The organism is Isoptericola sp. NPDC058082 (genome assembly GCF_042885055.1).
GTDB lineage: Bacteria > Actinomycetota > Actinomycetes > Actinomycetales > Cellulomonadaceae > Isoptericola.
The window spans coordinates 330,685-345,066 of record NZ_JBHVSQ010000003.1 but is presented as its reverse complement, the minus strand read 5'-3'; the positions used below and the strand labels follow the sequence as shown (position 1 = coordinate 345,066).

General features: G+C 73.9%; 14 protein-coding genes, 1 other RNA gene and 1 pseudogene. 2 read left to right on the top strand and 14 right to left on the bottom strand.

The features are described from left to right. Window positions 1-69: 69 nt before the first annotated feature. Entirely contained in the window at window positions 70-1,221 is a 1,152-nt protein-coding gene (locus tag ACFVS0_RS06615) for an ROK family protein (protein ID WP_430549744.1), read from the bottom strand. 202 nt (window positions 1,222-1,423) lie between these two features. Between ACFVS0_RS06615 and ACFVS0_RS06610 the strand changes: the two genes are divergently transcribed. Further along, window positions 1,424-2,422, top strand: a complete 999-nt coding sequence (locus ACFVS0_RS06610; RefSeq protein WP_430587506.1) for a DUF4349 domain-containing protein — start codon at window positions 1,424-1,426, stop codon at window positions 2,420-2,422. Between the two features lie 17 nt (window positions 2,423-2,439). Here the strand turns inward: ACFVS0_RS06610 and ACFVS0_RS06605 are convergent, their stop codons facing one another. The 8 genes and pseudogenes from ACFVS0_RS06605 to ACFVS0_RS06570 all read right to left on the bottom strand — a co-directional run bounded on the left by ACFVS0_RS06605 (window position 2,440) and on the right by ACFVS0_RS06570 (window position 10,475). Beyond that, window positions 2,440-4,152 (bottom strand): beta-N-acetylhexosaminidase, encoded by a 1,713-nt coding sequence (locus tag ACFVS0_RS06605; protein ID WP_430587505.1) that lies wholly within the window; start codon window positions 4,150-4,152, stop codon window positions 2,440-2,442. 101 nt (window positions 4,153-4,253) lie between these two features. After that, window positions 4,254-4,621: a transfer-messenger RNA gene (gene ssrA / locus ACFVS0_RS06600) on the bottom strand. 130 nt (window positions 4,622-4,751) lie between these two features. Further along, window positions 4,752-5,252 (bottom strand): SsrA-binding protein SmpB, encoded by a 501-nt coding sequence (smpB, locus tag ACFVS0_RS06595; protein ID WP_429762444.1) that lies wholly within the window; start codon window positions 5,250-5,252, stop codon window positions 4,752-4,754. A 102-nt stretch (window positions 5,253-5,354) separates the two neighbouring features. Then, complete coding sequence (locus ACFVS0_RS06590) at window positions 5,355-6,818, bottom strand: peptidoglycan DD-metalloendopeptidase family protein (RefSeq protein ID WP_430587504.1); 1,464 nt, start codon at window positions 6,816-6,818, stop codon at window positions 5,355-5,357. 8 nt (window positions 6,819-6,826) lie between these two features. Beyond that, entirely contained in the window at window positions 6,827-7,738 is a 912-nt protein-coding gene (gene ftsX, locus ACFVS0_RS06585; RefSeq protein WP_430587503.1) for a permease-like cell division protein FtsX, read from the bottom strand. Window positions 7,739-8,019: 281 nt separating this feature from the next. Beyond that, window positions 8,020-8,697: pseudogene (gene ftsE / locus ACFVS0_RS06580) on the bottom strand (cell division ATP-binding protein FtsE); the annotation flags it as partial. A 208-nt stretch (window positions 8,698-8,905) separates the two neighbouring features. Next, the gene (gene prfB / locus ACFVS0_RS06575) at window positions 8,906-10,021 is read right to left on the bottom strand and encodes a peptide chain release factor 2 (protein ID WP_430549739.1); all 1,116 of its coding nucleotides are present in this window, start codon (window positions 10,019-10,021) and stop codon (window positions 8,906-8,908) included. A 70-nt stretch (window positions 10,022-10,091) separates the two neighbouring features. Then, complete coding sequence (locus ACFVS0_RS06570) at window positions 10,092-10,475, bottom strand: ankyrin repeat domain-containing protein (RefSeq protein WP_430562671.1); 384 nt, start codon at window positions 10,473-10,475, stop codon at window positions 10,092-10,094. A 103-nt stretch (window positions 10,476-10,578) separates the two neighbouring features. On the opposite strand from ACFVS0_RS06570, the gene ACFVS0_RS06565 reads away from it, so the two are divergent. Next, window positions 10,579-11,115, top strand: coding sequence for a putative glycolipid-binding domain-containing protein (locus ACFVS0_RS06565; protein ID WP_430587502.1), 537 nt, complete (start codon window positions 10,579-10,581; stop codon window positions 11,113-11,115). A gap of 9 nt (window positions 11,116-11,124) precedes the next feature. Here the strand turns inward: ACFVS0_RS06565 and ACFVS0_RS06560 are convergent, their stop codons facing one another. The 5 genes from ACFVS0_RS06560 to ACFVS0_RS06540 form a co-directional block, all read right to left on the bottom strand. After that, entirely contained in the window at window positions 11,125-12,339 is a 1,215-nt protein-coding gene (locus tag ACFVS0_RS06560) for a globin domain-containing protein (RefSeq protein ID WP_430587501.1), read from the bottom strand. 77 nt (window positions 12,340-12,416) lie between these two features. Beyond that, entirely contained in the window at window positions 12,417-12,860 is a 444-nt protein-coding gene (locus ACFVS0_RS06555; protein WP_430549735.1) for an RrF2 family transcriptional regulator, read from the bottom strand. Between the two features lie 97 nt (window positions 12,861-12,957). After that, window positions 12,958-13,380 carry a hypothetical protein gene (locus ACFVS0_RS06550; protein ID WP_430587500.1) on the bottom strand — a complete coding sequence of 141 codons (423 nt, stop codon included), beginning with the start codon at window positions 13,378-13,380 and terminating at the stop codon, window positions 12,958-12,960. A 41-nt stretch (window positions 13,381-13,421) separates the two neighbouring features. After that, window positions 13,422-13,826, bottom strand: coding sequence for a pilus assembly protein (locus ACFVS0_RS06545; protein WP_430549733.1), 405 nt, complete (start codon window positions 13,824-13,826; stop codon window positions 13,422-13,424). Between the two features lie 158 nt (window positions 13,827-13,984). Beyond that, window positions 13,985-14,382: TadE/TadG family type IV pilus assembly protein (locus ACFVS0_RS06540; RefSeq protein ID WP_430587499.1), on the bottom strand; the 398-nt coding region annotated here is incomplete at its 5' end.

Below are 14,382 nucleotides of genomic sequence, written 5' to 3'. Positions count from 1 at the left end.
TCTTTCTGGGGTCGATCCGAGCACCGCGGCGCCGGGGACGGCGCCGCGGGTGCAGGTCCTTCGTCGGGGTCAGGAGACGCCGAGCTGGGCGGCCAGCACCAGGACGGCCGCACCGGCGAGGACGACGTCCTCGTCGAGCGTGGCCATCCGCAACCGCAGCCCGGCGGCCGTGGCCGGCATCGTGCGGTCCGTCAGGGTCTGCAGGGCGGCGGTGCGCAGCGCGCCGTCGAGCAGGTCGGCGGGGCCGCTGAGCAGCACCTCGCCGAGGTTCAGGGCGCCCACGACGGGCGCGAGGGCGACGCCGAGGGTGCGGCCCACGCCGGCGAGCGCCTCGTCCGCGGCGGCGGGGTCCAGCCCCGCGACGGCGCGGCGGAGCGCCGGGGCGGCGAGCACGGTCTCCAGGCAGCCGTGACGGCCGCAGGCGCAGAGCTCGCCGTCGTCCACGACCGTGACGTGCCCGAGCTCGCCCGCGGCGTCGGCGGAGCCGTGCACCCGCGAGCCGTCGACCATCACCCCGGCTCCCACGCCCTGCCCGACCGTCAGCACGAGCATGGAGTCGGAGGCGCCGCCGTAGGTGTACTCGCCGAGGGCGGCGGAGTTCGCGTCGTTGGCCACGTGCACCGGCAGGGCCAGCCGGTCGGTGAGGATCGCGGCCAGCGGCAGGTCGGTCCACTGCCGGTTGGGCGCCTCGACGACGCGGCCGGAGTCGTCCACGACGCCGGGCGAGCCGACGCCCACGCCGATGACGGGGCGGGTCGCGGCGGAGATCAGGGTGCGCGCGAAGCGCGTGAGCAGGTCCACGAGCGTGTCGCCGACGTGCCCCGCCACCGGCAGGGAGCGGCGCACGACGGCCTCGCCCGTGAGGGTCATGACCGCGCCGCGCATGACAGCGTCGTCCGACAGGTCGACCGCCACGATCTGGTAGGCGTCGGTCCGCATCCCCACGAGGATCGCGGGCTTGCCGACCCGCCGGCCGGGCTGCACGCCCAGCTCCTCGACGAGCCCCTCGGCGAGGAGGACGTTCACCAGGTCGGAGATGGTCACGCGGGTCAGGGAGGTGGCCCGGGCCAGGTCGGCCCTGGAGGTCGGCCCCTCGTGGAACAGGTGCTGGAGCACCAGGGAGCGGTTGTGCGCCCGGGCGTGCTCGGGGAGCACCTTGGAGGTGGCTCGCAGGCCGGCACCCAGACCTCGTCGTGCTGTGCGCGTCGTCGGCGTGGACATGTTTGTTAGTACAGCGTCTTAACTAGCCCCCTGTCAATCCGCGATCCCCCGCCCGCGGGAAGGCGTGATCGGATCGTGACGCGCCGACGGCGGCGGATCGGCGACCGGACGACATCGCCCTAGGTCACGGTCTCGGCACGGTCGGGTCACGATCGTGCGGAGCGGGCCGGGCGCGAACCCGCCGCCCCCTACGCTCTGAGCCATGCCCGCCACCCCGCGCCAGGCCCGGACCCGCCGTGCACCGCTCCGCACGGCTCTGGCGGCGACGCTCCTGCTGGTCGTCACGGCGTGCTCCTCGGGCGGGGCCGACTCGGGCGGTGGGTCCTCCGCGGTGGAGGCAGACAGCGCCGGCGCGGCCGCGGACGTCGGCAGCGCCGAGCAGGCGGCGGACGGATCCTCCGTCGCGGAGAGCGCCGCGGAGCCCGGCGCAGCCGCGGCGCGCGAGATCGTCACCACCGGCCGCGCGACCGTCGTCGCCGACGACCCCGCGGCGGCCGCGACGAAGCTCGCGCGGCTGGTCGAGCAGGCCGGCGGTCGCGTCGAGCGACGCTCCGAGACGGCTGCCACCGACGACTCGGCGGGGTCGGCGTCGCTGACCGTGCGGCTGCCCTCCGACCGGATGACCGGCGCCGTCGAGGCCCTGGACACGCTCGGCACGGTCGAGAGCGTCGACATGGACAGCACCGACGTCACCGGCGAGGGGCAGGACCTCGACGCCCGCATCGCCGCGCTGACCACGTCGACGGACCGGCTGCGCGACCTCATGAAGGCCGCCGGCAGCACGGAGGACCTGCTCCAGGTGGAGCAGGAGCTGTCCGAACGCCAGGCCGACCTCGACGCGCTCACCGCGCAGCGCCAGCGCCTGTCCGACCAGGTGGCGATGTCGACGCTCGACGTCGAGATCGTGCCCGAGCCGGTCGCCGCCGCGCAGTCGCGCGGTGGGTTCCTCGGAGGCCTCGCCTCGGGCTGGGGCGCCCTCGTCACGACGATCCAGACGGTCGTGCTCGTGCTGGGCGTGCTGCTCCCGTGGCTCGCGCTCGGCGGGCTCGGCTACCTCGGCTACCGCTGGCTGCGGGGGCGCGCCCACCCGGGCGCGGGCGACGACCCCTCGGACGGCCCGGACGACGACGCCGACGGCCCGGACTCCCCGCGCCCCGCCGCGCCCGACGAGGCCCCCGAGCCGGTGCCGGCCGGCCGCTGACCGGTCGGCCCTCGCCGCTACTCCCCCGGCTCCGCGCCGTCACGCCCCTCGACCCAGCCGCCCATCCCGGCCCAGCCGGCGCTCGCGCGCTCGGCGGCGAGGTCGCGCGGCCAGCCCGCGACCCCCGGGCGGCGCTGCCAGGGCCGCGGCCCGTCGAGCGGACGGTACTCGACGCCCGCGGCGTCGAGGCGGGCGAGGTGACCGCCCCGCAGACGCTCCTCGAACCCCGGAGCCGCGGGGTTCCACACCGCCTCCGCGAACGCGACGAGGCGCGGGAAGGCCGCGTAGTCGACCCGGCGCGCCGAGTCGAGGTGCTCGCTCCAGACCTGCGCCTGGGCCCCCAGCACCGTGCCCGGCAGGTCGCCGGCCAGCTCGGGTCGCGCCTCCAGCAACCCGGCCGGCAGCGGCTCGAACGCCCGCACGTCGGCGACCGTGCGCACGAAGCCCACGGGCACGGGCTCGTCGTCGCCCTCGGCGGCGCGGTGATCGAGGTACACCTCCTGCTCGGGGGCCATGACGACGTCGTGCCCGGCCGCGAGGGCGTCCGCCGCCACGGCGTGCCCCCGCCAGCAGGTGACGACGACGTCCCGCGGCAGGTCGGGCCCGAAGGCCTCGTCCCACACGACGGCGCGGCGGCCCTTCGAGCGCAGGTGCTCGGCGAGCCTCGCGAGGAACCACCCGTGCAGGCGCGCCACGTCGCCCTCACCGTCGGGGCCGACCAGGCCGAGCGCGGCGGCACGCGCCACGATGCCGGGACGCTCGCGCCACGCCGTCGTGGGCACCTCGTCCCCGCCGAGCGAGACGAACGGCGCGTCGAAGACCTCGATCACCTCGTCCAGGACCCCCGTGAAGAAGTCGACCGCGGCGTCCGACGGGTCGATCACGTCCTCGCTGATGCCCCAGGTGGTGCGCACCTCGTGCGCGCCGGGGCGCGCGGCCAGCTCCGGGTAGGCGGTGAGCAGAGCCTGGACGTGGCCGGGCGAGCCGATCTCGGGCACCACGGTGACGCCGCGCTCGCGCGCGTAGGCCACGATCTCCCGCAGGTCGTCGCGCGTGTAGAACCCGCCGTGGGGACGGCCGTCGTAGCGCTCGGCCCGCCAGGTGCCGACGCCGGACTCGCGCCGCCACGACCCGACCTCCGTGAGGCGCGGGTACCGCTCCACCTCGATCCGCCAGCCCTGGTCGTCGGTGAGGTGGAGCTGCAGCACGTTGAGGTGGTGGGCGGCGGCGAGGTCGACGAACCGCAGCACGTCCGCCTTCGGCAGGAAGTGCCGGGCCACGTCGAGCAGCACGCCGCGCCAGCCGAACCGCGGGGCGTCGTCGACGGTCACGACCGGCAGCGCGAGCGGCGCGTGACCGGCGCGGCGGAACGCCTGCGGGCCGGCCAGCTGCCGCAGCGTCTGCGCGGCCGCGTGCGCTCCCGCGGCGTCACCCGCGGCGACGTGGACGACCGCGCGACCGCCGCCGTCGGTGACGGCCAGCCGGTAGCCCCCGGCCGGGACGAGCCGGTCCAGCGCGAAGGTCACGTCGGCGTCCTCGTCGTCCGCAGCGCCGGGTCCGACCGGCACGAGATCGAGCCCGAACGCGTCCTCGCTGACCCGCCTCCACCACCGGGCGGCGGCGCGCAGGTCCGGGTCGGCGGCGACCCGGGCACCGTCGCGCAGAGCGAGCACCTCTCCGTCGGCGCGGAGGGACACAGGGGCGGGGACGACGTCGGCGGCGTACGGCATCCGGCCACCCTAGAAAATGTTCGGGCTCCGAAGCAATGGGCCTCTCCGCTCGGGCCGGGACGCACGAAAGGCGGGCCACCGAGGGTGGCCCGCCTTCGCAGGGGTGGAGCTGCCGGGAATCGAACCCGGGTCCGGTGGCGCTATTCGAGGACTTCTCCGGGCGCAGTCTGCTGTGATTTTCTCGGCCCCCGCACTCACGCAGACAAGGTGCGGACGGGCCCAGTCACCTAGGTGTCCCCGCCGCCCCGGTGACGAGGGCGACGAGCAGTGGCTCTCTAGATGACGTGAGCTACCGGGTCGAGAGCAATCCCGGGCTCACGGACTTCGGAGCTCGCTCAGGCGGCGAGGGCGAAGTCGGTGCGCTTGTTATCGGCACCTATAGGTTTGCAGGCAAGCGTTCACGAGATGAGCCTGCATCCTCGGCCCGCTTCTCCTCGAAGCACGACCACCGTCGAAACCGATCAGCCCCTGTGCATTTGTCAACCGGGTCTGCCGACCCTGTCGGCCACGGGGAACCCGTGCCGACGTCGTCCAGTCTAGTGGATCAACCACCGCGGGCGCGCCCTTATTTCCGCAGGCCGCGCCGGGACGGGGACGCCTCAGCCCAGCAGCTCCTGGTGCCGGATGGCGCGCTGCGCCTCGCGCATGTCCTGCTGCTCGCGCAGCGTCTGCCGCTTGTCGTACTCCTTCTTGCCGCGCGCCAGCGCGATCTCGACCTTGGCGCGCCCGTCCAGGAAGTACAGGCTCAGCGGGACGAGGGTGTGCCCCTTCTCCCGGGACTTCACGCCCAGCCGGTCGATCTCCTCGCGGTGCAGCAGCAGCTTGCGCTTGCGCCGCGGGGCGTGGTTGTTCCAGGTGCCCTGGAAGTACTCGGGGATGTGCACGTTCTCGAGCCAGGCCTCGCCGTTGTCGATCGCCGCGTACCCGTCGAGCAGCGACGCGCGCCCCATGCGCAGCGCCTTGACCTCGGTGCCGGACAGCACGATCCCGGCCTCGACCACGTCCTCGATCACGTAGTCGTGGCGGGCCTTCTTGTTGTTCGCCACGATCGTGCGCGGGTCGCCCTGCTTCTTCTTGGCGCCCTTGGCCTTGTTGGACATGGTCTCCTCCTCCCGGTTCGCGCGGTCTCGCGACGACCCAGGATACGGGAGCCTCCCGTCACGGCCAGGGCTTTTCCGCGCCCTGCGAACACACCCGGGGCGTCAGTTCAGCCAGCCGCCCATCGGGTCCGTGGTGCTGCCGTTGACGTAGACCTCGAAGTGCAGGTGGCACGCGGCCGAGGTCCCGGTCGACCCGGAGTAGCCGATGATCTCGCCCTTGCTGACCTTCTCGCCCACGCTCACGGTGTCGTACGTCAGGTGCAGGTAGCGGGACATCACGTTGCGGCCCTTGTACGCGCCGTGGTTGATGAGCACGTTGTTGCCGCCGCCGGACGTGTAGTGCGCCTGCTCGACGTACCCGCTCTGCGCCGCGTAGATCGGCGTGCCGCAGTACGTGCGGATGTCCGTGCCGGCGTGCAGCCGCCAGTAGTGCAGGGTCGGGTGGAAACGCATCCCGTAGGAGCTGGTGACGACGTGGTAGTTCGTCGGCCAGCCGAGGAACGGGCCGGACGACGACGAGCCACCGCCGCCACCGCCGCCTCCGCCGGAGCCGCCGCCGCTGCTGGATCCGCCGCCCCCACCGCCGCCGCTGTTGCTCCGCCGCTCGGCAGCCGCCTGCTTCTTGCGCTCCGCCTCCTCGGCCTTGCGACGCTCCTCGGCGAGCCGGGCGTCGCGGGCCTTCTGCTTGGCGATGATGTCCTTGAGCTGCGCCTCGAGGCTCTGCTGCGCCTGCTCGTTCGCCTTGAGCTCCTCGAGGGCGTTCGCCTTCTGCGCCTCGATCGACGCCTTGAGCTTGCGCTGCTTGGAGATGAGGCGCTCGACCTCGGCCTTGCGGTCCGCCGCTTGCCGCTGAGCCTTCTCCGCGGCCACCACGTTGGCGTCGGCCTCGCGCTTGAGATCCTCGATCGCGGACCGGATGGCGTCGAGGCGCGCCTGCTGGTTGCGGGCCACCGCCTCGGCGTCCTGCAGGTCGGTCAGGGTGCGCGCCTGGCTGCGCGCCGCCGACGACGACACCGCGAACTCCTCGAGGAAGTCCTCGGTGGACTGCGCTCCGGTGACGATGCCGAGGGTGCTCGTGTCGTCCCCGTTGCGGTACGCCTGGCGCGCCATCTGCACGACGTCGGCGCGCGCCGCGTCGACCTTGCCCTTGCCGGCCTCGATCTGTCCGGCGACGGCGGCCTCCTCGGCCTCGGCGTCGGACAACCGCTGCGCGAGGATCGCGGCCTTGCGCCGCGCCTCCTCGAGCGCCGCCTCGGCGGCCGCGAGCTCGGCCTGCGCCACCGGGAGCCGGCCCTCGACCTCGTTGAGGTCCAGCACCGCCTGGCGGTACTTGGCGTTGGTGTCCTCGAGCTCCTCCTGCAGGCCGTCGCGCTCGCGTTCCTTCGCGCGCTGCTTCGCCTCCGCGGCGGCCCGCTGGTCGTCGATGTCGTCCGCGGCCGCCGTGCGTGCCGACACCCCGGCGGACACGGTCGCCGACGTCGTCGCGCCGCCCAGCACCAGGACGGCGGCCACGAGCCCGCCGAGCGCGCGCCGGCCGACGCCGGGGGACATCCTCAGGGTCGTCATCTGCGATCTCACACCCTCGTGTACCGGTTGAGCGTTACCACGGACGACACCACCGCCAGGAGCACGGCGATCCCGATGAGCAGCGGCGCGACGATCAGGACGTCGCCCACGTCCACGTAGGCCACCCAGTCGACGGAGTCCTGCAGCCAGTCCGTCACCAGGTACTGCACGGCGAGCCAGAGCCCGCCCACGGCGAGCAGCGCGCCCACCAGCGCGGCGATCGCGCCCTCCAGCATGAACGGCAGCTGCACGAACAGGTTCGACGCGCCGACCAGGCGCATGATGCCCGTCTCACGACGTCGCGACACGGCCGAGAGCCGGATCGTCGTCGTGATGAGCAGCACCGCCGCGAGGAGCATCACGCCCGCGAGCCCCGCGGCCAGCAGCGACGCCCGCCCGAGCGCGAGGAACAACGGCTCGAACACCTCGCGCTGGTCCTCCACGACCTCGACGCCCGCGCGGCCCTCGAGGACGTCGTCGACCACCTGGTACTGCTCGGGGTCGACGAGCTTGAGCCGGAACGACGCCTGCATGTCGTCCTCGGTGAGCTGGGTGCCCTGGTAGCCGTCCGGGTAGAGCTGGGTGAACGCCGCGAAGGCGTCCGCCTTGCTCTCGAAGTAGGTGGCGGCGACGACGTCGGACAGCTCGGTGTCGATGAGCTCCTCGAGCCCGGCGACCTGCTCCTTCGTGGCCTCGCCGTCGGCGCACGTCGGTGCGGTGGAGCCGTCCGGGCAGAGGAAGACGGACACCTCGACGAGGTCGTACCAGTCCCCCTTGAGCTTGGTGACCTGTGTCTGCAGCAGCGCCGCCGCGCCGACGAAGGTCAGGGACACGAACGTCACGAGGACGACGGAGATCACCATCGACAGGTTGCGTCGCAGGCCCTGGAGGACCTCGGTGAGGACGAACTGGAGCCGCACCCTCAGGCCTCCCGTCCCGCGCGCACGCGCTCGTGCTCGCGCAGCACCTGCTGCACCACCTCGTCCGCGGACGCGCCCGCCGGCTCCGGGACCACGGGCTGAGCGGGCGGCGCCTCGGGCTCCTGGGCAGCCGCCCTCGCGGCCGCCGCCTCGGCGGCCCGCTCGGCCTCGAGGTCCGCCGGCTCGGGCGAGACCTGCACCCGCTGCACCGCCCGCTCGCCGCGACCCGGGGCGTCCAGCACCGGCGTCTGCCCCACCTGCGGCAGGATCGACTCCCGCTCGCCGTAGACCGCGTCGACCTCGTCGCGCACCACCGACCCGGTCGACAGCTCGACGACGCGCTTGCGCATCTCGTTGACGATCTCGTCGTCGTGCGTGGCCATGACCACGGTCGTGCCCGTGCGGTTGATCCGGTCGAGCAGCCGCATGATGCCCAGCGACGTGGTGGGGTCGAGGTTGCCGGTCGGCTCGTCCGCCAGCAGGATCTGGGGCCGGTTGACGAACGCCCGCGCGATCGCGACGCGCTGCTGCTCGCCGCCGGACAGCTCGTGCGGGAGCCGCTTCTCCTTGCCGTCCAGGCCCACCATCTCCAGCACCTCGGGCACCGTGGTGCGGATCGTGTGCCGCGGCTTGCCGATCACCTGGAGGGCGAACGCCACGTTCTCGTAGACCGTCTTGCCGGGCAGCAGGCGGAAGTCCTGGAAGACGACGCCGATGCTGCGCCTCAGGGAGGGCACCTTCCAGCTCGAGAGCCGGGACAGGTCGCGGCCCGCGACGTACACGGTGCCGCCCGTGGGCCGTTCCTCGCGCAGCACGAGCCGCAGGAACGTGCTCTTGCCCGAGCCGGACGCGCCCACGAGGAAGACGAACTCCCCGCGCGAGACGTCGACGGAGACGTCGTCGAGCGCGGGCCGTGCCCCTCGGGCGTAGACCTTCGAGACGTTCTCGAACCGGATCACGACGTGCCTCTCCCCTGCCAGTCGACCGTGCGGCACCGGAGCGGGCACGACGTCACGTCGCGCCTGGGCCGGGGCCGCCCGATTCCCGAGAGTCGCACCCGGCGGCGAGGGTGGCGCGAAGGACACGCCGGTGTGTCGCGGGTCAGGGATGACGCCCGGGGCACCCGTTCAAGGCGTCCGGGCGGCGTCGTCGGCCGCGGGGAGCGCGTCAGGCGGCGTCGGCGCCGCCCGAGCGGCGCCAGCGGATCCCGGCCTCGATGAAGTCGTCGATGGCGCCGTCGAACACGGCCTGCGTGTTCCCGGACTCGTGCTCGGTGCGCAGGTCCTTGACCATCTGGTAGGGCTGCAGCACGTAGGAGCGCATCTGGTCGCCCCAGCTCGCCTTGATGTCGCCGGCGAGCTCCTTCTTCTTCGCCGCCTCCTCCTGCTGCCGGATGAGCAGCAGGCGGGACTGCATGACGCGCAGCGCCGCGGCGCGGTTCTGGATCTGCGACTTCTCGTTCTGCATCGACACGACCGTGCCGGTGGGGAGGTGGGTCATGCGCACGGCGGAGTCCGTCGTGTTCACGGACTGGCCACCCGGGCCGGAGGACCGGAAGACGTCGATCTTGAGGTCGGACTCCGGGATCTCGATCGAGTCGGTCTGCTCGATGAGCGGCACCACCTCGACCGCGGCGAACGAGGTCTGGCGGCGGCCCTGGTTGTCGAAGGGCGAGATGCGCACCAGGCGGTGCGTGCCGGCCTCGACGGACAGGTTGCCGAAGGCGTACGGCGCGTTCACCTCGAAGGTGGCCGACTTCAGCCCGGCCTCCTCCGCGTACGAGGTGTCCATCACCTTCGTCGAGTAGCCGTGCCGCTCGGCCCAGCGCAGGTACATGCGCATCAGCATCTCGGCGAAGTCCGCCGCGTCGACGCCGCCGGCGCCCGCGCGGATCGTGACGACGGCGTCCCGGGCGTCGTACTCGCCGGACAGCAGGGTGCGCACCTCGAGGGCGTCGAGGTCCTTGCGGATCGCCGCGACCTCGGCCTCGGCCTCGGTCAGCGAGTCCTCGTCCTCCATCTCCTGACCGAGCTCGACGAGCGTCTCGACGTCGTCGATGCGACGCCCGAGCTTCTCCACGCGCTGCAGCTCGGCCTGCGCGGTGGACAGCGCGGAGGTGACCTTCTGGGCCTTCTCCGGGTCGTCCCACAGGTCGGGGGCCGAGGCCTGCTCCGTGAGGTCGTCGATCTTCGCCTGCAGCACCGTGGGGTCGCTCACGGCCTCGATGGAGTCGAGGGTGGCGCGGAGCGCCTTGATCTCTGCGGGGAAGTCGATGGTGGCCACGATCCTCAAGGTTACCCGCCACGCGGCCCGGTCCCGCCCGACGACGTCGGCGGGCTGCCCGCGGCCGGAGTCAGCCCCGCTCGGGCAGCGCGCGGCCGAACATCTGCGCGGTGTCCCGGGCGCTAGGCGTCCCCGCGTCGGGGTCGGCGCCGGCGGCGAGGAGCGCCGCGACGACGTCGTCGGAGCCCTTGAAGACCGCGCCCGCGAGGGGCGACTGGCCGCGCCCGTTGACGCGGTCGACGTCGGCGCCGCGCTCGGCGAGGCCGCGTACCAGGCCGGCGTGCCCGTGGTACGCCGCCAGCATGAGCAGCGTGTTGCCCGCGGCGTCGGCGTGGTCGGCCGGGACGCCGGCGTCGACGAACTCCAGCAGCAGGTCGGCGCCCGCGCGGGCGAGGTCGAACATCTGGTCGAGGTCGACCGGCAGCTTGTCGACGGGCGGGTTGTCGTCGGTCATGCGCGCGAATCTACCGGGCGGGGGCGGCGGTCCGGGTCGATCCTGGACCGAGCGGACCCGTGCACGGGGTCCGCGCCACGACGGAGCACGGAGGCGGGCGGGGATGGCGACGTACCGGTGGCGGCGGCTCGGGTCCGGCGGCGTCGAGCACCTCGACCTGCTGCCCCGCGACGACCGGCTCCGCGCCCGGTCCGTCGTGGACCTCGGGCCCGTGCGGCTCGAGTACGCGATGGAGCTCGACGCCGCCTGGACCTTCCGGGGCCTGCGGCTGCGCTCGTCGGACCGTCGCCAGCTCGACCTGAGCCGGGACGACGACGGCTCCTGGTGGGTCGACGGCGCCGCCCGGACCGACCTGGCCGACGCCGTGGACGTGGACCTCTCGTTCAGCCCGTTCACGAACACGCTGCCGATCCGCCGCCTCGACCTCGCGGTCGGGACGGCGGCCGACATCGTCACGGCGTACGTCGACGGGGACACCTTCGAGGTCTCGCCCGACCCGCAGCGGTACACCCGGCTCGACACCGACCGGTACGTCTACGAGTCCCGCGACGGCGACTTCCACCGCGAGATCTCCGTCGACGCCGACGGCCTCGTCGTGGACTACCCGGGCCTGTTCACCCGCCTCGCCGACGACGGATGAGCGGACCGGTCAGGCGGCGGCGATCTCCCGGCCGGGGCCGAAGACCTCGTGGTGGATGCGGTCGGCGGTGACGCCGCGGCCGAGCAGGGCCGACTGGACCACCGCCATGAAGGGCGCCGGGCCGCAGAGGTAGGCGTCGGCGTCGTGCGGGACGTCGACGCCGTCCAGGTCGATGTACCCCGAGCGCAGCCGGTCCTGCACCGGACGGGTCCCGAGGTCCTCGTACCAGCGGTGCAGCTCGGCCGTCGGGAGGTCGTCGACGAGCGCGCGGAGCTCCGCGCGGTGCGCGTGGCGCGACGGCGACCGGTCGGCGTGCAGCACCACGACGCGGCGCGAGGTGCCGACGTCGCGCAGGTGGTGCAGGAAGCCGATCATCGGCGTGATGCCGATCCCCGCCGAGACCAGCACCAGCGGGTTCTCCCCCTCGACCAGGGCGAGCTCGCCGAACGGGGAGGAGACCTCGAGGGCGTCGCCCTCGAACACGTTGTCGTGCAGGTGGTTGGAGACCTCGCCCGCGGGCGTCACGCCGCCCGGGACGGCGCCGGCGAGGATCGCCTTCACCGAGACGGCCCACGCGCCGGGCGCCCCGGCGCCCGTGAGGCTGTACTGCCGGATCTGCCGCGCGCCGTCGGGCAGGGTGACGGCGACCGAGACGTACTGCCCGGGTCGCGCGGCGGGGAGCGGGGCGCCGTCCGAGGAGACGAGCTCGAGCGAGATCGTGTCGGGCGACTCCTGCACCCGCCGGCGCACGTAGGCGGTGCGCCACACGTCGCCGGGCGCCACCCCTGCCTCGGCGTAGAGGCCGAGCTCGATCTCGACGAGCGCGTCGGCCATGTCCCAGTAGACCTCGTCCCACGCCGCGGCGACCTCGGGCGTGACGGCGTCGCCGAGCACCTCGACGATGGCGGCGAACAGGTGCTCGTGCACGATCGGGTACTGCTCCGGGAGGATCCCGAGCGAGGCGTGCTTGTGCGCGATGCGGGCCAGGACGGCGCGCGGGTCCGGGCCGCCGTCGACGAGGAGGGTCGCGTAGGCCGCGATGGCCCCGGCGAGCGCCCGCTGCTGGTCGCCGCGGGCCTGGTTGCCCCGGTTGAACAGGTCGCGCTCCAGCTCGGGGTGCGCGGCGAACATGCGCCGGTAGAAGATCGGCGTGATGTCGCCGATCGCGCCGCCGATGACGGGCAGCGTGGCGCGGACGACGGCGGCGGACTCGGGGGTGAGCATGGGTGACTCTCCTGTCTCTTCCTTCGGGGATCTCCGCGCCTGGTGGGTGCGCCTCGTGGGGGCGCCCGGCGCGGACGTCAGCCGGGCGGGCGCGCACCGATGGTGAGCAGCAGGTCCCGGGTGGGCGCGGCGGAGACGTCGGCGATCGTCACCGGGTCGAGGGCCGCGAAGAACGCCTCGCGGGCGCGGGCCAGCACGCCGCGCAGCCGGCAGCCGCCGCGCAACGGACACGGGTTCGCGCCCTCGCACTCGACGACCTCGCCGTCGCCCTCGAGGGCGCGCGCGACGAACCCGACGGACAGGTCGCGGGCGCCGTCCGCGAGGCGCAGCCCGCCGGCCCGGCCGCGGCGGGCCTCGACGACGCCGAGGTGCCCCAGCCTCGTGACCACCTTCGCCGCGTGCGTCGCGGGCACGTTCAGCTGCTCGGCGAGCACGCGGGTGGTGGCCGTCTGCTCGGCGTCGAGCACGGCGAGGCGCATGACGATCCTCAGGCCGAGGTCGGTGAACGCGGTGAGCTGCACACCCGCAGGCTAGCCAAATCGGCATCCTGGATGCGCCTTTGACGGTGTGGGAAGTTCCACACCTGCCCACCCCGATCCGCCGAGCCTCCCGCGGGGCTCAGCCCGCGCGCGCCGACGACGTCGCGGCGACGGTGAACCCGCCGCCGAACGCATCCGTGAACCACCGCAGCAGCGGCGGGCGCGACGTGGCCGCCAGACCGACCTGCGCCGTCCGCCCGTCCGGCGAGGTCGCCTCCACCAGGCGCAGGTGGTCGATCCCCTCCGACTCCCCCGGGTGCGCGGCGAGGTAGTCGCGCACCGACGCCTCGACGTCGGCGTCGGTGAGCGTCAGCACGGCCTCCCCCGGCGACGAGGCCGTCCCGTCGTAGAACCGCTCCGGGGGCACGGCGTCCGCCGCGTCGGCCGCGACCGCGTCCGCGAGGTCGTACAGGTGCTTGCGGTCGAGGTGCACGGCCGTCGCCGACGCCACCATGCCGACCAGCATCAGCGCCACCGCCACCACGCCGGCCGTGAGCAGCATGATCCGCCCGTCCTCGGGATCGCCCTCGGGCCCGCCCCGGCTCACGACCGCGCCGTCCCGTACTCGTCGACCGTCGCGACGTGCGTCGCGGTGACCGGGATCTCCAGCGGCAGCCAGCCACGCAGCGCCTCGGGCACGAACGGCAGCGGCACCGCCAGCCGCGTCCTGACCCCCACCGTCGCGCCGGGCGTGAGGCACGGGTCGGACGAGCACTCCAGGGACACCGAGCCGTCGGCGACGGCGAACCCCTGGTCCCCGAACGCGATCCCGGCCGCCGCGCGGGCCCGTTGCGCGCCCGCCTCGGAGGAGTCGGCCGTCACCATCGCCCGGCCCGCCTCCCGCGCCGCGCCCTCGACGGCGAACGCCCCGGCCTGCACCTGCGCGACCGTGAGCACCAAATACACCAGCGGCACCAGGAGCAGCACCGCCGTGCCGAGGAACTCCACCAGTGCGGCGCCGGCCTCGGAATCGGGTGCCTCATGGTCCGGCGCCGCGGGGTCGGTTGTCTCGGGGTCGGGTGCCCTCTGTGCTAATCCCTGTGCTGATCCCTGTGCTGGCGTCTGCGCCGCCCGAGGTCCGCGCGGCGGCTGCGCGGCGTGCGCTCTCACGCCTCCTCCAGCGCGTGGCCCTGGAGCGTGAGCATCCCGGACGGCCCGATCAGCCCGACCACCGGTAGCGGCACCTGCACCGTCACCTCGACGACCTCGAGGCCGTCCTGCACGGTGCGGCGCACCGAGACGTCGTCGGCGTACCGGGACCCCAGCGCGGCGGTCAGCAGCTCCTGCGTCCGGGTGGCGCCGCTCGCCAGGTCCCGGTCGGCACGGGCCGCCACGCGCGCACCCTCCGCGGCGGCGTCGATCGCCAGCCCGCGCACGTGCATCGCCAGCGCGACCTGCACCACGGCGAGGAACAGCGCGATCACCAGCGCGGACACCATGACGAACTCCGCGACGGCGGACCCCCGCTCGCCGTCCCGCCGTCCGGTCGAGGCTGACCCGACCT

Excerpts from the sequence above, each read along its gene's own strand:
- smpB (WP_429762444.1), bottom strand. The coding sequence starts at position 5,252 with ATGTCCAACAAGGCCAAGGGCGCCAAGAAGAAGCAGGGCGACCCGCGC.
- ACFVS0_RS06605 (WP_430587505.1), bottom strand. The coding sequence starts at position 4,152 with ATGCCGTACGCCGCCGACGTCGTCCCCGCCCCTGTGTCCCTCCGCGCC.
- ACFVS0_RS06550 (WP_430587500.1), bottom strand. The coding sequence starts at position 13,380 with ATGCTGCTCACGGCCGGCGTGGTGGCGGTGGCGCTGATGCTGGTCGGC.
- ACFVS0_RS06570 (WP_430562671.1), bottom strand. The coding sequence starts at position 10,475 with ATGACCGACGACAACCCGCCCGTCGACAAGCTGCCGGTCGACCTCGAC.
- ACFVS0_RS06565 (WP_430587502.1), top strand. The coding sequence starts at position 10,579 with ATGGCGACGTACCGGTGGCGGCGGCTCGGGTCCGGCGGCGTCGAGCAC.
- ACFVS0_RS06610 (WP_430587506.1), top strand. The coding sequence starts at position 1,424 with ATGCCCGCCACCCCGCGCCAGGCCCGGACCCGCCGTGCACCGCTCCGC.
- ACFVS0_RS06615 (WP_430549744.1), bottom strand. The coding sequence starts at position 1,221 with ATGTCCACGCCGACGACGCGCACAGCACGACGAGGTCTGGGTGCCGGC.
- ACFVS0_RS06590 (WP_430587504.1), bottom strand. The coding sequence starts at position 6,818 with ATGACGACCCTGAGGATGTCCCCCGGCGTCGGCCGGCGCGCGCTCGGC.
- ACFVS0_RS06560 (WP_430587501.1), bottom strand. The coding sequence starts at position 12,339 with ATGCTCACCCCCGAGTCCGCCGCCGTCGTCCGCGCCACGCTGCCCGTC.